Consider the following 22,127-nt stretch of genomic DNA (forward strand, 5'->3'; position numbering starts at 1 on the left):
TCCCCCAACCCCAACCCAGTTACTTAAAGGAGTATCTCAAGTGTTAAAAAAAGTTTTTGAAACTACTAATTTAAAAGATTCTTTTCAAGTCGAAATAGGAACTTACGCCAGAAACGTTGATGCTTCCATTTTAGTACGCTACCAAGATACAGTGGTTCTTACAACTACTGTTTTTAGTCGCAAACCCAATAATCTTGATTTTTTACCTCTTACTGTTATTTATCAAGAAAAATTATATGCTGCTGGAAAAATTCCTGGCAGTTTTTTACGCCGAGAAGGACGTTCCAACGATCACGAAATCCTCACTTCACGCCTCATCGACCGTTCTTTACGCCCCCTATTCCCTGATTATTTTCAACAAGAAGTGCAAGTAATTAATACAGTTTTAAGCCTAGACCCTGATTTTAAAAGCGAGCTTGCCTCCATGCTTGGAAGCTCTCTTTCTCTATTGATTTCTGAAATCCCCTTTTTTGAAGCTATTTCTGGAGTTTATGTAGGAAAAATCAACGACAAGTTTATCATCAATCCCACTTTGCAACAACTTGCCAATTCTACTCTACATTTGATGGTTGCAGGTACCAAACACAACGTTACTATGATAGAAGCACACGCCAATGAAGTTAGCGAACAAGACTTTTTAGAAGCCATTAATTTTGCTCACCAATATATTAAAAAACTGTGCTTATTTCAAGAAAATATCAAGCAACAATTTGCACCTGCTAAAATAACAAACACCTTGCACCAAACCGAACAAACCCAACAACAAGCCTTTTTTGCCAAACACCAATCCCAAGTTAAACAAGCTATTTTAAGTTGCAACAGCAAAAACGATTTACAGCAATTAAAAGAACAAATCCTATATCAAGCCAAACAAACTCCTTTTTTCAAAACTATTGATACTACCACTGTTTTTGATTACGAAGCCCACAAAAAACATTTACAAACAACAGAAACCCTATTTCAAAAATTATCCAAACAAGAAACACGTTCTTTAATTTTGCAAGAAAAAATAAGACCAGATAAAAGAGGATTAGAAGAAATAAGAACTCTTGAATCTCAAATTGATTTGTTGCCCCGCGCTCATGGTTCTGCTTTGTTTACTAGAGGACAAACCCAAAGCCTTGCTGCAGTGACCTTAGGATGTTTATCAGAAAGCAAAATTATTGACGGTCTAAGCGACGAACAAAATAAACGTTTTATGCTTCATTACAACTTTCCTCCTTTTTCAGTTGGTGCAGTTGGTCGTTATACTGCCCCTAGTAGACGAGAAATCGGACACGGCACTCTTGCCGAAAAAGCCATATCTCAAGTTTTGCCCGAAGAAAAAGACTTCCCCTACACTATTAGAGTAGTTTCTGAAATTCTAGAATCTAACGGCTCTTCTTCTCAAGCCACTGTTTGTGCTTCTTCTTTGGCATTAATGGCATCAGGAGTTCCTTTAAAAAAAGCAGTTGCAGGAATGTCAGTAGGATTAGTTTTTGACCAAGCAACGAATAAATACGTTATTTTAAGCGATATCCAAGGTTTAGAAGACCACGTTGGAGACATGGATTTAAAAATCGCAGGCACCAATAAAGGAATTACTGCTTTACAAATGGATCTTAAAATTCAAGGAATCCCTTTTAAAATTTTGCAAGAAGCTTTTTTGCAAGCCAAAAAAGGACGTCTTCATATTTTAGAACACATGAGCCAAACAATTTATCAACCTCGTTTAGAAGTTTCGAAGTACGCCCCTAAAGTTTGTATGATGCAAATTAAACCAGAAAAAATTCGTGATATTATTGGAAGTGGTGGCAAAATCATCAATCAAATTATTGAATCTCATGATGGTGTAAAAATCGATATTGAACAAGACGGACGCGTTTTTTTAATGCATTCCAACTTAGAAACAGTCAAAAAAACAGTCGCTTTTATTGAAAGTTTAATCCAAGAAATTCAAATAGGCACTTGTTATCAAGCCTCTATTTTGCGTTTTTTAAGTGACAAACAAGGAAAAATAATTGGAGCTGTGGCACAAGTTTGTCCAGGAATCGAAGGACTTATCCACGTTAATCAAATGAAATTTGAAAAAATCACCGATGTTTTAAAAATAGGTGAAACAGTTTCGGTTAAATGCACCAAAATCAACGACCGCGGAAGAATTGATTTTTTGCTTTTGCCCAAAAATACACAAGAAAAAAACTCTTAGTTTGGCTTTCAAAAATTATTACCAATACCCATTAATTTATAAAAAAAATACCGATATCATTTAAGAAAAGTGTGGTGGTTGTGCATGAATGAATCTTTAAATAATCCCAATATCGCAACAAAACAAAACTTTACAGGACTAACTAACAAGCAAGTAGAACAAAAAAAAACTGCGGGTCAAGTTAATGTTTCTAACTATAAAAATTCTAAAAGTATTAAAGATATCTTATTTAGTAATTTATTTAATTATCTTAATTTGTTGATTTTAATTGTAGCATTAATCATTATTTTCATAGAACAATATGAACATTTATTTTTTTTAGTAGTTTCTTTAACCAATGTTTTTATTAGTTTTATTCAAGAAATTAAAGCTAAAATAACTCTTGACAAAGTATCTTTGTTGATAAAAAACCATTCTCAAGTAATAAGAAATAGTCAAAAAGAAAAGGTTTTTTCTTCTGATTTAGTTTTGGGAGATCTTTTATTTTTGGAAGCAGGAGAACAAATTGCAGCTGATGCCAAGGTAAAATCGGGTGTTTTAGAAGTTAACGAATCACTTTTAACTGGTGAATCTAAATTAGTTATCAAAAAAGAAAATGATTTTTTATACTCTGGTAGCTACGTGGTATCAGGTCAAAGTTATGCCGAAATTGTAGCTGTAGGAAGTGATATGTATATTGAAAAAGTTTTCCAAGAAGCTAAAAAATACAAAAAACCGACCACTCCTTTAATGCAAAACTTATCTTCGTTAATCAAAACAATCATTATTTTCGTCACACTTTTTTCTATTATTTTAGCTTTTTTTGCTTTTAATAAAGAAAATAATAAAATATCAGGTTTCAGGCAAAATTCCTTACTAGGTTTGTGTGGCATGATGATAGCAATGCTTCCTTTGGGACTTTTTTTGCTGACTAACATTTCTTTGGCAGTAGGTTTTGTACGTTTAGCAAAACAAAAAACTTATGCCCAAAATCTATTTGGAATCGAAATGTTAGCTCAAATAAACACTTTATGCCTCGACAAAACAGGAACTATTACTGATGGCACTATGCAAGTTAAAAAAGTCATTCCTTATCACCCTAAAGAACTTGATTTTACTAAATTAATGAACTCTTTTTTATCTGCTTGCCCCACTTCTAATAGTACTTATAATGCTTTAATAAACAAATTTAGCCCCAATACTTTTCCTACTTCAACTCCTTATCAACCCTCCCAAAATCTTCCTTTGTCCAGCACAAGAAAATATAGTGCAGTTGAATTTAACAATTTAGGAACCATTTTTTTGGGGGCTCCTGAATTCATTTTAAAAAACAATTTTCACCTTATTCAAAAAGATTTTGAAACTTACACTAAATCAGGTTATCGAGTGCTTTTATTAGCCAAAAGCCCTGAGCCTTGTATTTCTCAAATAACTTGTAAAAACCAAAAATTACACGACATCCCATGCATTCCTTTAGCTTTAATTATCATCAAAGATACTATTAAAAAAGACGCAGTTACTACCATTGATTTTTTCCAGAAAAATGGCGTTTGTGTTAAAGTAATTTCTGGTGATAATCATGTGGCAGTTTCTCAAATAGCTCAAAGAGTAGGTATTATTGATGCTTATAAAACCATCAGTTTAGAAGGACTTTCTGACCAAGAAGTTATCCAAATAGCTAATAAATATAATGTTTTTGGAAGAACTTCGCCCCAACAAAAAAAAATCTTAATCCAAACTTTTAAACAAGCAGGACAAAAAGTTGCCATGACAGGCGATGGTGTAAACGATATTTTAGCCCTAAAAGAAGCCGATCTTTCCATTGCGATGGCATCAGGCAGCCAAGCTACTTGTAATATTGCTAATTTAGTTTTGTTGGATTCTAATTTTTCTTCCATGCCTAAAGTAGTTTTTGAAGGCAGAAGAATTATTAACAATTTAGATAAAATCTCTATTTTGTTTTTTACCAAAACTATTATTGCTTTTATGCTTGCAGTTGCTGTTATTTTATTTAATTTTTTAAGGCGTCCTTGCTACTATCCATTATCACCTTTGAAATTACAATTTGTCATGGATTATTGGTCAATTGGCATTCCTTCGCTTTTTTTATCTTTTGAAAAAAACAACGAAATTATCAGCAAAAACTTTTTACTTAATAATCTCAAAAAAGCCTTTCCCTATGCAAGTCTAGCTTTTATTAGTTATGTCTTAACTTTTGGTGTGCGAATTGGTTTTGTATCAACCCAAACTCCCGATTTCAAACAATTAGAAACAGTTTCTAATTTTGTCATTTTGCTTTCCATCTTCATTTTATTTACTGTTTTATTTAGAATTTCTAAACCTTTAAATCTAGCTAAATTACTTTTATTTGTAGCAATGTTAATGGGATTTATGACAGCTTCATTTATTTTGGATGTTTTTGAAGAAATGTCTCAATTCGATAAACTTGAAAAAGTTTTATTAGTTTTAATCATCATTTTATCCCTTGTCATAACCCAAATCTCCCAAAAACCCCATCCAACAAAAACTACAAAATCGAAAGAAAACAAATAATTAATATGATTATTTACGGAAAAAACCCCATCAAAGAAGCAATTAAAGCGCAGAGAAAAATTTATCAACTATATTTAGATGAAAAAATTAAAGACCATCTTTTTATAATGTTTTTGCAAAAACACAATATTGCTTATCAATTAGTTGACAAAAAGTTTTTATATGATCTAACCAAACAAAAAAACCATCAAGGAGTCGCTGCCAATGTTTGTGACTACACTTTTTACGACTTAGACACTTATTTAGATTCTGCCAAATTCCAAAAATTCTTAATTTTAGACGCCATTAATGACCCTCATAACTTAGGAGCCATTTTAAGAACTGTTGAAGCTTGTGCTTTGGATGGTGTTATTATGAGTAAAAAACATCAAGTCCCACTCAATTCCACAGTTGCCAAAATTTCTTGTGGTGCCTTGGAATACACTAAAGTTTTTTTAGTTACTAATTTGCATCAAACCATTTTAAAACTAAAAAAAAATCAAGTTTTAATCGTTGGTACCGATATCAATTCTTCCCAATCTTTTCACCAAATCCCTAAAAACATTTCTTTGGCTATTATTGTTGGCAACGAAGGAATAGGCATTAGACATTTATTAAAACAGCAATGTGATTTGTTGGTTAAAATTCCTATGTATGGAAAAATCAATTCTTTAAATGTAAGTGTTGCTGCTGCATTAATGATCTACTCCACTTTTATTTTTGGCGATAATTAACCCTTGCCTCCTCCAAAAAACAAACTAATCACTAGCTTTTTTAAGCAGCTAATCATTTATCTAATTTGGGTTACTGTTAGTTTTCTTACCATCTTTCATCCAACATTCCAAATATTTTCTTCCCGGGATATTTTTTTGCACAAAGCAATTTTTATATTTTATTTTTTGCACAAAAACACTGATTTATGATATAATAAAAAAAGATGTTTTGAAAATAAATTAATGTTTTTTCAACTTTCTAACATAAAAGGAGCTATTTTTTTGAAAAAAAATATTTTAGTTTGTGTTTTGTGTCTAAACCGCAATTACAACACCAAACCACGAGCCAATCAAAACTCAAAACGTTTAACTTTAAAAAAATATTGCTCTTATTGCAACAAACACACTTTGCATCAAGAAACTAAGTAAAGGAGTTTTTAACTTTATGGGAATTAAAATAGTAAGCGAAAACAAACCAAATCAGTTATTAGAAGTAATCAAAAGAGAATATAGTTGGCTCAATATTTTACTAATTACCACTTCTATTTTGTCTCTTGCTCTTTGTGGGCAATTATGGCAACAAAAACAGTTTGAAACTATGCATTGGTCATTGCCTTGTGCTTTAGTTCTTTTGAGTGTTTTTATTTTTGCGATAGGTTCATTTGCTTTTTTCAAAGATGCATTTTTGCAAATTTTTAACATTAGTTGGCCTTCCTTAAAACAAATTTTGTTTAAAACATTACAAGTTATTTTTTTCACATTGTTCTTAATCCTTTTTGTTCATGCCATAGATTCTTATGTTATTGGCAAATTAACCCAATTTTGTGTCAAAATCAAAAATTTGTTGAGCAAATAAAATGAATAAAACAGAAAAACAAATAAAAGAGACACAAGCGCAAGAACAACAAGATCAAGAAAAAGACTCCCAAAATACATGTCACCTTAAATGGTATATTGCTCAAACTTATTCAGGTTATGAAAATGTTGTAAAAGACGATTTGTTAAGAAGAGTCGAAAGCATTGGCATAGGTGATTTAGTATCTAATGTTTTGTCTCCCAAAGAAGAATATTATGAAACTCGTTTGGATGGAAAAAAGGTTAAAAAAGAGCGTAAAATGTACCCCGGGTACGTTTTTATTCAAATGATGATTACTGACCGATCTTGGTTTGTTGTCAGAAACACTCCGCGAATTACTGGTTTTTTAGGTTCCAGCGGGATGGGTTCTAAACCAGTTCCTTTATCTGAAAACGAAATCAATCCTGTTTTATTAAAAATGGGCATCATCAATAAACCCGATTATAAAAATTTTATCGGCAAAAAAGTAGAAATTATTTCTGGTTCTTTTTCGGGTCAAATAGGGCAAGTATCAAGTATTGATGACGACCGTGAAAAAATGACAGTGGAAGTAGATTTGTTTGGTAGAGCAACTCCAGTAGAAATTTCTTTCAACGACTTCAAAGAAATATCTTAATTTTTTCATAATTTCTAACATTTTTTTATCAAATATTTAAAATTTATGTTAAAATAAGTTGTCTAAAAAATTTTATCATATTTTTTTATGTGACAATATCAACAATATTCCAAATTTAATGAAACACAAACAAAGAATAAACAACTCAAATTATCAAGTTTTTTATTTTAAGTCCCCGTTCCAAAGAAAGGTTTTTTATGGCTAAAAAAGTTGTTAAAACGGTAAAATTACAAATTCCTGCAGGAAAAGCTAATCCAGCTCCTCCAGTAGGACCTGCTTTAGGGCAAGCCCAAGTTAATATTCCTTCTTTTTGTTCCCAATTTAACGAAACAACTAAAGATCAAATGGGTTTCGTTATCCCTGTTATCATTTCTGTTTATGAGGACAGAACATTTACTTTTGTAACTAAAACTCCTCCAGCAAGCGATCTTTTAAAAAAAGCTGCTAAAATTGAATCTGGTTCTGCTAATGCAAGTCAAACCAAAGTAGCTACTATCACCCACAAACAAGTAGAAGAAATCGCCAATTTAAAGCTTCCAGACCTAAATGCTTATTGCGTTGAAAAAGCTTGCAAAATCATTGAAGGAACAGCTCGTAATATGGGAATTTTAGTAAAAGATTAAAATATTAAAATAGTTTTTACCCCAATTATTCAAATTTCAAATTAAAAAAATTTCTAAAAAATGTCAAGTTGTTTTGAGAAAGGAATTACTGCGATGAAACGAGGCAAAAAATATTTAGCATCATTACAAATGTTTGATGTTAAAAAAACATATCCGCTTCAAGAAGCTATTAGCTTAGCTAAACAAACTCAAGTTGCTAAATTTGATGCTGCGGTAGAATGTGCTTTTCATCTAAATTTAGATCCTAAAAAAGTTGATCAAAATTTAAGAGGAGCCTTAGTTTTACCACATGGCACTGGTAAAGTCTTAAAAGTAGCAGTTCTTGCTAAAGGAGAACAAGCTAAACAAGCACAAGAAGCCCAAGCAGATTACGTAGGCGACCAAGATTTAATTGATAAAATTGCCAAAAACTGGTTTGATTTTGATGTCTTAGTTGCTACTCCCGAAATGATGCCGCAATTAAGTAAATTAGGGCGTCTTTTAGGACCCAAAGGACTAATGCCTAATCCTAAAACAGGTACTGTAACAAATGATGTTTTACAAGCAGTCAAAGAAATTAAAAATGGTAAAATTGAATACCGCCTAGACAAAAGCGGGAATATTCACGCCATATTAGGTAAGGTTTCTTTTGATGAGACAAAATTACTAGAAAACTTAAAAACTTTATATCTTCAATTAATGGCTGTTAAACCTCGTACAGTGAAAGGTACTTACATTAAAAGTGTTACTATTTCAACTACGATGGCACCAGGTATTAAAATTGACCCTGTTACAATTTCACAATAATCAAGATCAAAATTTTGAAGGAAGGAAAAGGGCATAATCATGATAAAACCTCAGTTAGCCAAAAAAATAGATTCAGTTGCTGTTTTGCAAGAAAAAATTAGCACTGCCAAAACAGTTATTGTTTTTGAATATGCAAGCTTACCGGTAAGCTCTTTTATGCAACTGCGTCGTGAGTTAAAAAAAACTAGTTGTGAAGTAAAAGTATATCCCAAAAACATCATGCAAAGAGCTGTTACCAACGCCAAACAAGATGATTTAGTTACCTTTTTAAAAGGAGCAAAAGCTTTAATTATTAGTCCCCAAGAATTATTAGAACCAATCAAAACGATTTATAATTTTGCTAAAAAAAATAAAGCAGTTAAAATAGTTTCTGGCATCGTGGAACAAAAAATTGTCTCCTTGCAAGAAATAAAAACCTTAGCTACTTTGCCTTCAAAAGAACAAATGTTAGCGCTTTTAGCTGCTTCAATGTTTGCACCTTTGCAACATTTAGCAATTGGTCTAAATATGTTAGTACAAACCAAAGAACAAGAAAACCCCCAACAATAAACAATTAATTTATGAATGAAAAGATTATAACAAAGGAGATTGACATGGCTAAGTTAACGAAAGAAGCTTTTGTATCGGCTTTAAAAGAAATGTCTTTATTAGAGATTAAAGAATTATTAGATGGTTTGAAAGAAGAGTTTGGAATTGACCCAACTGCTTTAGCAGTTGCAGCTCCTGGAGCAAATAATTCAGCTGAAGTAGAAGAAAAAACCGAATTCACAGTAGTTATGAAAAGTTTTGATGAAAAAAAGAAACTTGCTGTTATCAAAACAGTGCGCGAAGTAACAGGATTAGGCTTGCTAGATGCTGCTAATTTTGTTAAAGTTCCTGACTCTAAAGTAAAAGAAAATGTTTCCAAAGCTTTAGCAGAAGATATCAAAAACAAGTTAGAACAAGCTGGAGCTGTTGTTGAACTTCAATAAATTATTATCTTGTAAGTAATATAAAAACCTGAGTTTTCTCAGGTTTTTTAGTCTTGAATTGTTTTTATTTTTATAACCCAACCCCCCAAATCCCAAAAATCGCAAAGACACAATTAAAAATAAAGATTTTGGCAAAACAAACTACCAATTAATAATTTATAGGAGCATAAGATGGGTTATCATAATGTCAAATATGGCAAAAAAGCACAACGTCGTAATTATTCTAAAACAATTTATGATGTTGATTTGCCCAATTTAATTGAAATTCAAAACCAATCTTTTGATTGGTTTTTAAAACACGGTATTAAAGAATTGTTGCAGGATTTTTGTCCTATTGAAAGTTATAATGGGGATTTAAAAATTCACTTTGATGATTATTTTTTAGCACCCCCAAAATATAGCATTGAAGAAACTAAAATTAAAGATATAAGTTATGTTGCCCAATTATTTGTCAAAACTACTTTAGAAAATGTTTTAACTGGCGAAACTAAACAAAGCAATATTTTACTTACTGAATTGCCTCTAATGACTCCCACTGGGACTTTTGTTATCAACGGCACTGAAAGAGTAGTAGTTTCTCAAATTGTACGTTCCGCTAGTGTGTATTTTGCAGGTAATTTTGACAGCAAACTCAACAGAACCACTTATTCTGGACAAGTAATTCCTTCACGTGGTGCTTGGATTGAATACGAAGAAGGCTCTAAAGAAATTTTGTATGCCAAACTAGATCGTTCCAAAAAAATCCCCTTGTCTAATTTTATTTATGCTCTAGGTTTTGACAGCAAAGAAGCAATCGAAAATGTCTTTGGCAAAAGCGCTATCATTGATTCTGTTTTTGATAAAGAAACTGATATGGACTCAGACAATGCTTTGGCAGAACTGTATTCTAAAATCCGTCAAGGCGAAAAAGTTCCTGTCGACACTGCTAGAGATTTTATCAGAACAAGACTTTTTGATCAAAAAAAATACGACCTGGCTAAAGTGGGAAGATACAAATTTAACAAAAAACTAGACGTTCTTACCCGAGCTGAAAACACTTATTTAGCTTGTGATTTTGTCAATCCCGAAACTCAAGAAATAATAATTGCACAAGACGAACTTTTAACCAAAGAAAAAATTGCAATCCTGAAACAAAATCGTCATTTTTTGCTCCAAGAAATCTTCGACGCTAAACATAATTTAGAAAACGAAACTGATGAAGAGATTTTAGCATATAAAAAAGACCCCCAAAAAAACGAATTATTCACCAAAACTAACATCATCAACTCTCGCACTGGTGAAGTTTTAGTAGCTAAAGATACTTTAGTTAACGACGATATTATCAATCATTTAAGACACAATATTCACACTCTTGATGAAAAAGTATCTAAATTTTTCTTAGGAACTAAAGATATTTATCAAAAAGAAGCAGACCGTCAAGGAGTTTTTAACGAAATTTTAGAAGTCTATACTTCAAAAGACGAATCAGGCAAGCTATATCACAAAGTCAAACTTATTGGAAACGACCAAAGAGAAACCAAAAAACACATCACTTTATCAGATGTTATTGCAAGTATTAATTATTATTTGAATCTTTATGAAAACGTAGGCACTGTTGATGATATTGATCATTTAGGGAATCGTCGTTTAAGATTAATTGGAGAATTGTTAAAAAACCAATTCCGAATTGGTCTTACCAGAGCTGAAAAAAATATCAAAGATATGATTTCCACTAGCAAATTCAGCGAAGTTAACGGTCCAGGCGACCTAGTTAATTTTACTTTTTTAATGAGTGTAATCAAAACTTTTTTCACAAGTTCACGCTTATCGCAATTCATGGATCAAATCAATCCTTTAGCAGAATTAACCCAAAAAAGAAGGGTATCAGCTTTAGGTATCGGAGGAATTAATCGTGATCGTGCAGGCATTGAAGTGCGCGACGTGCACAATTCCCACTACGGCAGATTATGCCCCATTGAAACTCCTGAAGGACCTTCCATCGGACTTATCACATCCCTTTCCACTTATGCCAAAGTCAATAAGTACGGTTTTATCCAAACTCCTTTCTTTAAGGTTTTGCACCAAGACGGGAAAACTACCCTTTCGCGCCACATAGATTATTTAACAGCTGACCAAGAAAAAGAAGAAATTATTGCCTCAGCTGGGTTTGTTTTGGATGCCAATAATGCTTTTAAAGACAAAAAAATAATTGCTCGTAGCAACGGTGAAACAGGCATTTTTGAAAGAAGCCAAATAACATATGCTGACGTTTCTCCTAAACAAATTGTCTCTGTTGCAACTTCTTCGATCCCCTTTTTAGAACACAACGACGCTTCCAGAGCTTTAATGGGAGCCAACATGCAACGTCAAGCAGTCCCTTTATTAATCCCTGAATCTCCTATTGTAGGAACAGGTGTTGAATATCGCGCTGCCAAAGACTCAGGTTGCTTAATTATTGCCCGCGAATCAGGATTTGTTACTTATGTTGATGCTCAAAAAATAATTATCACTAAAAAACCCAACCAAAATGTTTCATTAAATGGCAAAACCCTTTACGATACTACCCAAGAATTTACCTACGCCCAAGCCAAGGCTTTATACGAGAACAACTACAAAGAACACCAAGCCGAATACACCCTCATCAATTTTGCCAAATCCAACCAAGACACTTTAGTATTGCAAAAACCGATTGTAGTTTTGGGAGAACAAATCAATGAAGGCGATATTTTAGTAAGTGGACCTTCTACATCTCAAGGCGAATTAGCACTTGGCAGAAATGTTACAGTGGCTTTTATGACTTGGGAAGGTTATAACTATGAAGATGCCATCATTATGTCAGAAGAATTAGTCAAACACGATGTCTACACTTCCATCCACATTGATAAATACGAAGTTCAAACTAGAGAATTAAAAAAAGGTAGCGGTCAAGAAGAAATCACTAGAGAAGTTCCCAACGTGGGCGTTGATGCTATTAAAAACCTTGACGAAAGAGGAATTATTATTCCTGGTTCCGAAGTTAAAGAAGGAGATATTTTAGTAGGTAAAATAACTCCTCAAGGAAACATTGAACCTTCTCCTTCTGAAAAATTAATTCAAATTGTAATTGGTGAAAAAGCCCGCGAATACAAAGACTCTTCTTTAAGGGTTCCTTTTGGTGAAGGGGGGATCGTTCAAAGTGTTCATTATTTCTCCAGAAAAAACGGTGATGTTCTTCCTGCTGGTGTCAACGAAAACATCCGTGTTTTCATCGCTAAAAAACGTAAAATCAACGAAGGCGACAAAATGGCAGGACGCCACGGAAACAAAGGTGTAATTTCTCGCATCTTACCTAAAGAAGACCTTCCTTATATGGCAGACGGCACCCCAATTGATATCATGTTAAATCCTTTAGGAGTTCCTAGTAGGATGAACATTGGACAAATTTTAGAAATCCATTTAGGAATGGCTGCCAAAAAATTAGGCATCAAAGTGGCAACTCCTGTTTTTGACGGCGTTAATGACTACGACCTTAAAGAAATCATGAAAGAAGCCAATTTAGATCCTGATGGCAAAATGGTTTTATATGACGGACGCACCGGCGAACCTTATGACAGTCGTATTTCTGTAGGAGTTATGTATATGGTTAAATTATCTCACATGGTAGATGACAAACTCCATGCCAGAAACGTAGGACCATACACTTTAGTGACCCAACAACCTATGGGAGGAAAAGTCCAAAACGGTGGACAACGCTTCGGTGAAATGGAAGTATGGGCGCTTTATGCTTATGGAGCTGCTCATACCTTACAAGAAATTTTAACAGTTAAAAGTGATGATATTGTAGGTAGAAACAAAACTTACAGTGCCATCGTGCAAGGAACTCCACTGCCTAAACCAAGCATTCCTGAAAGTTTCCGAGTTTTCATTAAAGAATTACAATCTTTAGGATTGTATGTAGAACTAATCAAAACCGATACTAAAGAAAATGAAGTTAATAAATCCTTAATTGATTACAAAAAGGAAGGTTATAATTAAAGATGAGTGATAACAGATTATTTACTTCAGTAGAAACTTTAAATCTTTCATCTCCAGTTTTAGAAAAATTAAAACTTTCTGGAATCAATACTTTGGAAGATTTTAACACTTTTACTTTAGAAGAGTTAAGGCTTTTACTGCAAGAAGCTTTTTTAGAAGTTTTACCTATCCTCAAAAACTTCGCCCTACCTCGCAATTTACAAAATCTAGATTTGAGTGAAGCCGTTATTAACATTCTTACTGAACTAGGAATGGAAGATTTTCAAGATCTTTTACAAACTAAAATGGCTGTCCTTACAAAAGCATTTGAAACCAATCCCCTTGCTTTTCAAAAATTAAACGACCTATTTAAGTTATACAACCACTTCCCTTCTATTTCATCTGACAAAGAATACGGTAGTAGAGATTATGATTATTTTAAAATCCGTCTAGCTGCTCCTGAAGAAATCAGACAGTGGTCTTATGGTGAGGTTACTAGCTACGAAACAATTAACTATCGCACCTATAAACCAGAGATATCAGGATTATTTTGTCAAAAGATTTTTGGTCCAGTAGTTGATTTCCAATGTGCTTGTTCTAAAAAACAAGTCAGCATCAAAAGTCAATTTTGTAACAAATGTGGAGTTGAATTTACCGAAACCAAAGTGCGTCGTGAAAGAATGGGACACATCGAATTACAAACCCCCATCGTCCACACTTGGTACCTTAACTCTTCTCCCAGCCGTTTAGCTATTCTTTTAAACATCAAAACTAAACAATTAGAAGAAATAGTTTATTATGTTTCTTACGTTGTAATTGATCCTGGAAAAACCGAATTCAAACCTAAAGAAATTATTACAGAAACCCAATACAGTGAAGCTCTTTATGAATTTGGAAACGCTTTTGTAGCTTTAACAGGTGCCGAAGCGGTTAAAAAATTACTAGAAAATCTCAATTTAGAAAAAACTATCAAAGTCCTTCGCAAATCTTTATCGGAAAATTCCAAACAAAAAAGAGAAAGCATTATTAAAAGACTAGAAATCATCGAATCTTTTCATCAATCAGACAACAAACCTGAATGGATGGTAATGGATGTTATTCCTGTATTGCCTCCGGGATTAAGACCGATGGTTCCTTTAGATGGTGGTCGTTTTGCCACTACTGAAGTCAACGATCTTTACCGCCGCATCCTTAATCGCAACAATCGTTTAAAAAAACAAATGCTCCAAAAAGCTCCTCGTTTAATCATTAAAAATGAAAAAAGAATGCTACAAGAAGCAGTTGATGCTTTATTTGATAATGCCAAAACTAGCAAAAAAAACGTTAACAACGTCGAAAAAAATCGCCCGCTTAAATCTTTATCCGAAATGCTACGCGGTAAACAAGGGCGTTTCCGTCAAAATCTTTTAGGTAAAAGAGTGGATTATTCGGGACGATCCGTAATTATTGTAGGTCCTGATTTAGAAATGCACCAATGCGGTGTGCCTCGTGAAATGGCAATTATTTTGTTCAAACCTTTCATTTTGAAAAAACTACAAGAAACCAAAGGAATTGACAAAAAAAACGCCAACACCATTTATGAAAAAATGAATGAAGAAGTTTGGAACGCCTTAGAAGAAGTAGTCAAAGAACACCCGGTCCTTTTAAACCGCGCCCCAACACTACACCGTTTAGGAATTCAAGCTTTTGATCCTAAATTAATTGACGGTAAAGCCATTCGCCTCCACCCTTTAGTTACGCCTGCCTTTAATGCCGATTTTGATGGCGACCAGATGGCAATTTATGTCCCTCTTTCTTTAGAAGCCCAAGCCGAAGCACGCTTATTGATGCTTGTTTCGAACAACATTTTAGACCCTAAAAATGGTAATCCAGTAGTAACACCTTCCCAAGATATGGTTTTAGGAAACTACTATTTAACCATTGAAGAAAAAAAAGATCGCACTATAAACAGCTATGATGCTGCCCAAAGAACTGCAGAACACCAATACAAACATCGCAATGAAGGAGCTTTTTTTGCTGACATCAACGAAGCCAAAACCGCTTATCAAAATAAAGAAATCCACCTTCACACAAGAATTTTTATCAAACCACAAGCAATTAATTTATCATTTACCGAAGAACAACGTCAAAAATATTTAATGACTACTTTAGGAAAATTAATTTTTAATGACATTTTGCCTCCAAGTTTCCCCTACATTAACGAACCAACTCAGTTTAATTTGGATGTCAAAACCCCTGATGCTTATTTTTTAGCTCCAGGAACCAACCCCAAACAATTCCTAAAAAAACTTCCCACCCCTAAACCTTTTAACAAAAAATTCCTATCTATGATTATTGCATGTTTTTTCAAACAAATGAAAATTACAGAAACTTCCAAAATGTTAGATCACATCAAAAACTTAGGTTTCAAGTATTCTACTATCGCAGGAATTACAGTTTCATTTGCAGACATCAATACTTACTCCAATAAACAAGAATTGTTACAAGAAGTAGAAGCACGCAATATTCAAATTGAGACTTGGTACAACGATGGTTTTTTAACAGATGCCGAACGTCGTCGTTTAGTAATTAACGAATGGAAAAATATTCGTGATGTAATTCAAGAAGGCTTAATGAAAGAATTTCAACAAGACAACCACATTTTTATGATGAGCGAAAGTGGCGCACGTGGTAGTGTTTCTAACTTTACTCAATTAGCAGGGATGAGAGGGTTAATGAATAACCCTAAAGGTGAAATTATTGAAGTCCCTGTTAAAGCTTCTTTCCGAGAAGGTCTGAAAGTTTCTGAGTTTTTCATCTCTACTCACGGAGCCCGTAAAGGTTCAACTGACACTGCCCTCAAAACAGCCGAGTCAGGTTATCTAACGCGTCGTTTAGTTGACGTAACTCAAGATATTGTTGTTATCAAAGAAGACTGCAATAGTGACCGCGGTTTTGTTGTAGAAGCTATGATTAGCGACGGCAAAGAAATTGTTTCACTCAAACAACGCATTATGGGACGCTTTGCTAGTTGCGACATTTGTCATCCCAAAACCAACGCCCTTATTATAGCGCGCAATGAATTAATTACTGAGTCCAAAGCCCAAGAAATTATTACTGCCAAAATTAAAAAAGTTCCTATTAGAAGCATTTTAACTTGTAATTGTGAATATGGTATTTGCGCCAAAGACTACGGCGTCAATCTAGCTACCAATAAATTAGTAGAAATTGGCGAAGCTGTTGGTGTTATTGCTGCTCAATCCATTGGGGAACCAGGAACTCAATTAACTATGAGAACTTTCCATACTGGAGGAGTTGCTTCTGCCTCAGATATTACTCAAGGTCTTCCAAGGATCGAAGAATTATTTGAAGTACGCAAACCTAAAGGAAAAGCGCTAATCAGCGAATTAAAAGGAAAAATCAAAAAAATTGATAAAATCCGTTCCCAAAATCCAGAAATTGTAATCACAGAAGAAAATGACCCTGACACAGAGCACCGTTATATTTTGGAACCTAATGTCGATATTTTAGTAAGCAAAAACAACAGTGTTTATCCCGGTCAAAAACTAACTTCTGGTTCGGTTGATCTAAAAGAACTTTTAAGAGTGGCAGGCACAACAGAGGCTCAAAAATACATCTTAGAAGAAGTACAAAAAGTTTATCGTGCCCAAAATGTTTATATCAGCGACAAACACATCGAAATTATTATTCACCAAATGTTTAAACAAATTTTAATTATTGATGAAGGTGATACTCAACTTTTACCTGGCACAGAAATTACTATTAATAACTTTAAAAAAGCTAATTTAAAAATGTTAGAAGAAAACAAACTTTTAGCAGTGGGGCGCCCCATTATTTTAGGAATTACGCGTTCTTCTTTAAGAAGTGATTCTTTACTGTCAGCTGCATCTTTCCAAGAAACTACTAAAATTCTAATCGATGCTGCCATCAAAGGAAAAACCGACCATCTTTACGGACTTAAAGAAAATGTTATTATTGGTGGCTTAATTCCTGCAGGAACAGGTATTTTAGAAACTACTTTATTTAAATATCCAAAAGAACCTGCAACCACTTCTGAACTTGCTGAAAAAACTAACCAAAATTAAAAAAAGAAAGGAAATAAAAAATGTCTACTGTTTCTCAATTAATCAAAAAACGTCGTAGCAGTAAAACTTCCAAAACTAAAGCACCTGCTCTAAGTTACGGTTTTAATGTTTTGCAAAAAAAAGCTAAACATTACAGTTCTCCTCAAAAAATGGGTGTTTGTCTGCGTGTAACTACCATGACTCCAAAAAAACCAAACTCAGCTTTACGTAAATTTGCAAGAGTGCGCCTAAGTAATGGTTCTGAAGTAACTGCCTACATTCCAGGCGTGGGACACTCCTTACAAGAACATAGCTCTGTTTTAGTTCGTGGCGGACGCGTAAAAGACCTTCCTGGTGTGCGTTATCATATCGTTCGTGGTGCTCTAGATGCTACTGGTGTTGCTAACCGCAAACAAGGGCGTTCTAAGTACGGCTCTAAATTACCTAAAGAAAAAAAATAATTACAATTACAAAGAATAAAAAATAAATAATAAAAAAATCACAAATCCCCAAAAAAATAAATAAAATAAAGAAAGTAGGTGAATTTTTGTGTCCCGTAAAGGTCATATTAAAAAAAGAGATGTACAGCCAGATCCTGTTTACAATTCTAAATTAGTTACTAAAATCATTAACATCATTATGGAAGACGGCAAAAAAGGCAAAGCTCAAACTATTTTTTATCAAGCTTTAAAACAAGTAAAAACTATCACTAACCGCGAGCCTATTGAAGTTTTTCATGAAGCCCTAAACAATATTATGCCTGTATTAGAAGTGCGCACGCGTCGTGTGGGTGGTCAAAATTACCAAGTGCCTTCCGAAGTTCGTCCCGAAAGACGCCAGTCTTTAGGATTAAGATGGATTGTTAAATACACTAAAGAAAGTAATGAAAAAACAATGGAAGAAAGACTTGCCAAAGAAATAGTAGATGCTTCTTTAGGTAACGGAGTATTAGTTAAAAAAAGAGAAGAAACGCATCGCATGGCAGAAGCTAATAAAGCCTTTGCTCATTATCGTTGGTGATTGTAACTTATAGGAGAATAAAAGATGGCACGTCAGTTTTCATTAGAAAAAACTCGTAATATTGGCATTATTGCTCATATTGATGCAGGAAAAACCACCACTACAGAAAGAATTTTGTTCCACACCGGAAAAATTCATAAAATCGGAGAAACCCATGATGGCGCTTCTCAGATGGATTGGATGGAACAAGAACAAGAAAGAGGAATCACTATCACCTCTGCTGCTACTACTGCTTTTTGGAAAGACCACCGTATCAATATTATTGACACTCCCGGACACGTTGATTTTACGGTGGAAGTTTCGCGCTCTCTTAGAGTTTTGGATGGAGCAGTAACAGTTATTGATGCTCAGGCAGGAGTAGAACCACAAACTGAAACTGTTTGGCGCCAAGCTAGTGAATATAAAGTCCCAAGAGTTATTTTTGTTAACAAAATGGATAAAGTAGGCGCTGATTTTGCTTATGCAATTGAAACCCTTAAACAACGCTTAGGAGTTCATGCAAGCGCTATTCAATGGCCAATTGGCTCAGAAAATGACTTTAATGGTATCATTGATTTAGTAGAAATGAATGCTTTTGAATATGATAACACTTCCCCAGAAACAGGAAAAGTAGTTCCTATTCCTAGCGATTTAGAATCAATTACCCAAACTAAAAGAAACGAATTAATAGAAACTTTATCTACCCTAGACGAAGAATTAATGATGTATTATTTAGAAGAAAAACCAATCTCTTCTGAAATGTTGAAAAATTCCATTAGAAAAGCAACCTTACAAGCTTCCTTTTTCCCAGTTCTTTGCGGTTCTTCTTTCAAAAATAAGGGTGTTGTTAAAATGTTAGACGCTATTGTTGACTACCTTCCTGCTCCTTGTGATGTTGCAGCTATTGTTGGTTTTGATTCTGACAACCAAGAAATTGTGCGCACCGGATTAGATGAAGAACCCTTCATAGCTCTAGCTTTCAAAGTGATGACCGATCCTTATGTAGGAAAATTAACCTTTTTCCGTATCTATTCAGGTTCAGTTAAAGCTGGTTCTTACGTAACTAACACTACTAAAGGAACCAAAGAACGTTTTGGACGCTTATTACAAATGCATGCTAATTCTCGTGAAGAAGTAAAAGAAGCCTACACAGGCGATATTTTAGCAGTTGTAGGATTAAAAGCAACTACTACAGGAGACACTTTAGCATCAGAAGGACAAACCATCGTCTTAGAATCAATGAATTTCCCAGAACCAGTAATTGAAATTGCAGTAGAACCAAAAACTAAAGCTGACCAAGATAAAATGGGGATTGCCCTTGCAAAATTAGCTGAAGAAGACCCTACATTTAAGGTTTTTTCCAATCATGAAACCGGGCAAACTATTATTGCTGGAATGGGTGAACTTCATTTAGATATCATTATTGAACGTCTTAAAAGAGAATTCAAAGTACAAGCAAATGTTACAGAACCTCAAGTAGCATACCGCGAAACAATCACCCAAGAAATTGAGACAGAAGGAAAATTCATTCGTCAATCAGGTGGTCGTGGACAATACGGACATGTGTGGATGCGTTTTGAACCAAATCCTGGAAAAGGTTTTGAATTCGTTAATAAAATTGTAGGTGGTGTAGTTCCTCGTGAATACGTTCCTGCAGTTCAAAAAGGAATTCAAGAAGCTCTTGCTGGTGGTATTTTAGCTGGATATCAAATTATTGATGTTAAAGCAACTTTATTTGATGGCTCTTACCATGATGTCGATTCTTCCGAAATGGCTTTTAAAATTGCTGCTTCCATGGCATTAAAAGAAACCAAAACCAAAGGAAACCCAGTCATTTTAGAACCTATTATGGACGTTGAAGTAGTTACTCCCAACGATTATGTAGGAAATGTTATTGGTGATCTAACTTCTAGAAGAGGTAGATTAGAAAACCAAGAATCACGGGCCAACGCTGTTGCTATTAGAGCGTTTGTTCCCCTTTCTGAAATGTTTGGATATGCTACTGTTTTGCGTTCCAATACTCAAGGAAGAGCTACTTTTATTATGCAATTTGCTAAATATGAAAAAGCTCCTAAAAGCATCACTGAAGAAATTATTAAAAAACGAGCTTAGACAACCTTACACTAAAAAACATTTTTATTAACAAAATAGTTGTGAAAAGCCAAAAATAAGTTAAAATTTAAATGGTAAATATATTTATTAAAACAAACCTTAAAACATAATAAAAGGAGGCCTTTGAAAAATGGCTAATGAAAAATTTATACGAAACAAACCGCATTTAAATGTAGGTACTATTGGACACGTAGACCACGGTAAAACTACTCTTACAGCAGCTATTACCCAAGTTTTGTCTACTCGTGGATTGGCTAAAAGTAGAGCTTATGATCAAATTGATAATGCTCCTGAAGAAAGAGAACGTGGAATCACTATTAAAACTTCACACGTAGAATATGAAACAGAAAAACGTCACTATGCTCACGTTGACTGTCCTGGACACGCCGATTATGTTAAAAACATGATTACTGGTGCTGCTCAAATGGATGCTGCTATTTTAGTTGTTTCTGGTGCAGATAGTGTTATGCCTCAAACTAGAGAACACATTTTATTAGCGCGCCAAGTTGGTGTTCCAAAAATTGTTGTTTTCTTAAATAAATGTGATCTTTCCCCAGACGAACAAATTTTAGAATTAGTAGAAATGGAAGTTCGTGAATTATTATCTCAATACGATTTCCCAGGAGACGACATTCCTGTTATTAGAGGATCTGCATTAAAAGCTTTAGAAGGTGACGCTCATTACGTTGCTCAAGTAAACGAATTAATCGAAACTCTAGACACCTACATTGAAGACCCGGTGCGCGAAGTTGACAAACCTTTCTTAATGCCTGTAGAAGATGTTTTCACTATTACTGGTAGAGGAACTGTTGTTACTGGTAGAGTAGAAAGAGGTCAAGTAAAAGCTGGTGATGAAGTAGAAATCGTAGGACTTAAAGAAACTAGAAAAACTATTGTAACTGCAGTAGAAATGTTTAAAAAAGACCTAGATTTTGCTCAAGCAGGAGACAACGTTGGAGCTTTATTACGTGGAATTAACCGTGAAGACGTACAACGTGGACAAGTTTTAGCTAAACCAGGTTCTGTTAAGCCTCATTCTAAATTTGTTGCTCAAGTTTATGTTTTAACTAAAGAAGAAGGAGGACGTCACACTGCCTTTTTCTCTCAATACCGTCCTCAATTCTATTTCCGTACTACAGATATTACAGGAGTAGTTGAATTACAAGGTGATGTTAAAATGGTAATGCCAGGTGACAACGCTGAATTAGTAGTTACCCTTAACAACCCAATTGCTATCGAAGAAGGAACTAAATTTTCTATTCGTGAAGGTGGAAAAACAGTTGGTGCAGGATCAGTTTCCAAACTTCTTAACTAAAAATTCATTATACCCAACCTTATTAATAAATAAAACCCACATAATGTGGGTTTTTATCTTTTTTAACTATTTTTTATTTTGTATTTTTCCCCTTTTTGCCCCTTTTTGCCCTTTTGCCTTTTTATCGCTTTTTAAAACTCCACAAATCTAACCCAACTCAACTAAAAGATGCAAATTTGGCAATAATGACATTTTAAACACTTATAAAAAAATTAGTTGTGTGCCAAAAAAACGCTATTTATTATCAAATTTCACAACACTAACCAAAAAAACACCACTTTTTGTCATTTTTTGCAATAAAAAAGCAAAATATCTTCCAATTAATTTTAAAAAAAGGTAAAATATATATGTGCTTGTTTATTAAGCAAGTTAAAAAAGATGTAAATATTTTTTTAAATAAT

At 33.9% G+C, this 22,127-nt stretch carries 16 protein-coding genes; all 16 read left to right on the plus strand.

Translation table 11 applies throughout. The annotated features are described in order from the left end of the window. Window positions 1–40 precede the first annotated feature (40 nt). The 16 genes from OL66_RS01170 to tuf all read left to right on the plus strand — a co-directional run bounded on the left by OL66_RS01170 (window position 41) and on the right by tuf (window position 21,726). Window positions 41–2,188, plus strand: coding sequence for a polyribonucleotide nucleotidyltransferase (locus OL66_RS01170; protein WP_034172145.1), 2,148 nt, complete (start codon window positions 41–43; stop codon window positions 2,186–2,188). 84 nt (window positions 2,189–2,272) lie between these two features. After that, complete coding sequence (locus OL66_RS01175) at window positions 2,273–4,720, plus strand: HAD-IC family P-type ATPase (RefSeq protein ID WP_034172134.1); 2,448 nt, start codon at window positions 2,273–2,275, stop codon at window positions 4,718–4,720. Between the two features lie 5 nt (window positions 4,721–4,725). Then, on the plus strand, window positions 4,726–5,433 hold the full coding sequence (gene rlmB / locus OL66_RS01180) for a 23S rRNA (guanosine(2251)-2'-O)-methyltransferase RlmB (RefSeq protein WP_034172135.1): 708 nt from the start codon (window positions 4,726–4,728) through the stop codon (window positions 5,431–5,433). Between the two features lie 222 nt (window positions 5,434–5,655). Next, entirely contained in the window at window positions 5,656–5,841 is a 186-nt protein-coding gene (rpmG, locus tag OL66_RS01185; RefSeq protein ID WP_011160627.1) for a 50S ribosomal protein L33, read from the plus strand. A 16-nt stretch (window positions 5,842–5,857) separates the two neighbouring features. Next, window positions 5,858–6,268 (plus strand): preprotein translocase subunit SecE, encoded by a 411-nt coding sequence (gene secE, locus OL66_RS01190; RefSeq protein WP_034172137.1) that lies wholly within the window; start codon window positions 5,858–5,860, stop codon window positions 6,266–6,268. Window position 6,269: 1 nt separating this feature from the next. Continuing rightward, window positions 6,270–6,884 (plus strand): transcription termination/antitermination protein NusG, encoded by a 615-nt coding sequence (gene nusG / locus OL66_RS01195; protein WP_011160629.1) that lies wholly within the window; start codon window positions 6,270–6,272, stop codon window positions 6,882–6,884. 197 nt (window positions 6,885–7,081) lie between these two features. Next, window positions 7,082–7,507 (plus strand): 50S ribosomal protein L11, encoded by a 426-nt coding sequence (gene rplK / locus OL66_RS01200; protein WP_011160630.1) that lies wholly within the window; start codon window positions 7,082–7,084, stop codon window positions 7,505–7,507. A 93-nt stretch (window positions 7,508–7,600) separates the two neighbouring features. Then, the gene (gene rplA / locus OL66_RS01205; protein ID WP_034172138.1) at window positions 7,601–8,293 is read left to right on the plus strand and encodes a 50S ribosomal protein L1; all 693 of its coding nucleotides are present in this window, start codon (window positions 7,601–7,603) and stop codon (window positions 8,291–8,293) included. A 39-nt stretch (window positions 8,294–8,332) separates the two neighbouring features. Beyond that, window positions 8,333–8,842 carry a 50S ribosomal protein L10 gene (rplJ, locus tag OL66_RS01210; RefSeq protein ID WP_034172139.1) on the plus strand — a complete coding sequence of 170 codons (510 nt, stop codon included), beginning with the start codon at window positions 8,333–8,335 and terminating at the stop codon, window positions 8,840–8,842. Window positions 8,843–8,886: 44 nt separating this feature from the next. Then, window positions 8,887–9,264, plus strand: coding sequence for a 50S ribosomal protein L7/L12 (gene rplL / locus OL66_RS01215; RefSeq protein WP_034172140.1), 378 nt, complete (start codon window positions 8,887–8,889; stop codon window positions 9,262–9,264). A 171-nt stretch (window positions 9,265–9,435) separates the two neighbouring features. Continuing rightward, window positions 9,436–13,257: a DNA-directed RNA polymerase subunit beta gene (locus OL66_RS01220; protein ID WP_034172141.1), complete on the plus strand. Its 3,822-nt coding sequence runs from the start codon at window positions 9,436–9,438 to the stop codon at window positions 13,255–13,257. Between the two features lie 2 nt (window positions 13,258–13,259). Next, window positions 13,260–17,321 (plus strand): DNA-directed RNA polymerase subunit beta', encoded by a 4,062-nt coding sequence (gene rpoC, locus OL66_RS01225; protein WP_034172142.1) that lies wholly within the window; start codon window positions 13,260–13,262, stop codon window positions 17,319–17,321. Between the two features lie 20 nt (window positions 17,322–17,341). After that, window positions 17,342–17,761: a 30S ribosomal protein S12 gene (gene rpsL, locus OL66_RS01230; protein WP_011160636.1), complete on the plus strand. Its 420-nt coding sequence runs from the start codon at window positions 17,342–17,344 to the stop codon at window positions 17,759–17,761. An 88-nt stretch (window positions 17,762–17,849) separates the two neighbouring features. Continuing rightward, complete coding sequence (gene rpsG, locus OL66_RS01235) at window positions 17,850–18,320, plus strand: 30S ribosomal protein S7 (RefSeq protein ID WP_034172143.1); 471 nt, start codon at window positions 17,850–17,852, stop codon at window positions 18,318–18,320. Window positions 18,321–18,344: 24 nt separating this feature from the next. Continuing rightward, the gene (gene fusA, locus OL66_RS01240) at window positions 18,345–20,411 is read left to right on the plus strand and encodes an elongation factor G (RefSeq protein ID WP_034172144.1); all 2,067 of its coding nucleotides are present in this window, start codon (window positions 18,345–18,347) and stop codon (window positions 20,409–20,411) included. 130 nt (window positions 20,412–20,541) lie between these two features. Beyond that, entirely contained in the window at window positions 20,542–21,726 is a 1,185-nt protein-coding gene (gene tuf, locus OL66_RS01245) for an elongation factor Tu (protein ID WP_011160639.1), read from the plus strand. Window positions 21,727–22,127: the final 401 nt, after the last annotated feature.

The organism is Chrysanthemum yellows phytoplasma (assembly GCF_000803325.1).
GTDB classification, from domain to species: Bacteria; Bacillota_I; Bacilli_A; order Acholeplasmatales; family Acholeplasmataceae; genus Phytoplasma; species Phytoplasma asteris.

Coding starts and splice junctions, on each gene's coding strand:
- rpsL (WP_011160636.1), top strand. CDS start 17,342: ATGTCTACTGTTTCTCAATTAATCAAAAAACGTCGTAGCAGTAAAACT.
- secE (WP_034172137.1), top strand. CDS start 5,858: ATGGGAATTAAAATAGTAAGCGAAAACAAACCAAATCAGTTATTAGAA.
- rplK (WP_011160630.1), top strand. CDS start 7,082: ATGGCTAAAAAAGTTGTTAAAACGGTAAAATTACAAATTCCTGCAGGA.
- rpmG (WP_011160627.1), top strand. CDS start 5,656: ATGTTTTTTCAACTTTCTAACATAAAAGGAGCTATTTTTTTGAAAAAA.
- tuf (WP_011160639.1), top strand. CDS start 20,542: ATGGCTAATGAAAAATTTATACGAAACAAACCGCATTTAAATGTAGGT.
- nusG (WP_011160629.1), top strand. CDS start 6,270: ATGAATAAAACAGAAAAACAAATAAAAGAGACACAAGCGCAAGAACAA.
- OL66_RS01175 (WP_034172134.1), top strand. CDS start 2,273: ATGAATGAATCTTTAAATAATCCCAATATCGCAACAAAACAAAACTTT.
- rpoC (WP_034172142.1), top strand. CDS start 13,260: ATGAGTGATAACAGATTATTTACTTCAGTAGAAACTTTAAATCTTTCA.
- OL66_RS01220 (WP_034172141.1), top strand. CDS start 9,436: ATGGGTTATCATAATGTCAAATATGGCAAAAAAGCACAACGTCGTAAT.
- fusA (WP_034172144.1), top strand. CDS start 18,345: ATGGCACGTCAGTTTTCATTAGAAAAAACTCGTAATATTGGCATTATT.
- rplJ (WP_034172139.1), top strand. CDS start 8,333: ATGATAAAACCTCAGTTAGCCAAAAAAATAGATTCAGTTGCTGTTTTG.
- rplA (WP_034172138.1), top strand. CDS start 7,601: ATGAAACGAGGCAAAAAATATTTAGCATCATTACAAATGTTTGATGTT.
- rlmB (WP_034172135.1), top strand. CDS start 4,726: ATGATTATTTACGGAAAAAACCCCATCAAAGAAGCAATTAAAGCGCAG.
- rplL (WP_034172140.1), top strand. CDS start 8,887: ATGGCTAAGTTAACGAAAGAAGCTTTTGTATCGGCTTTAAAAGAAATG.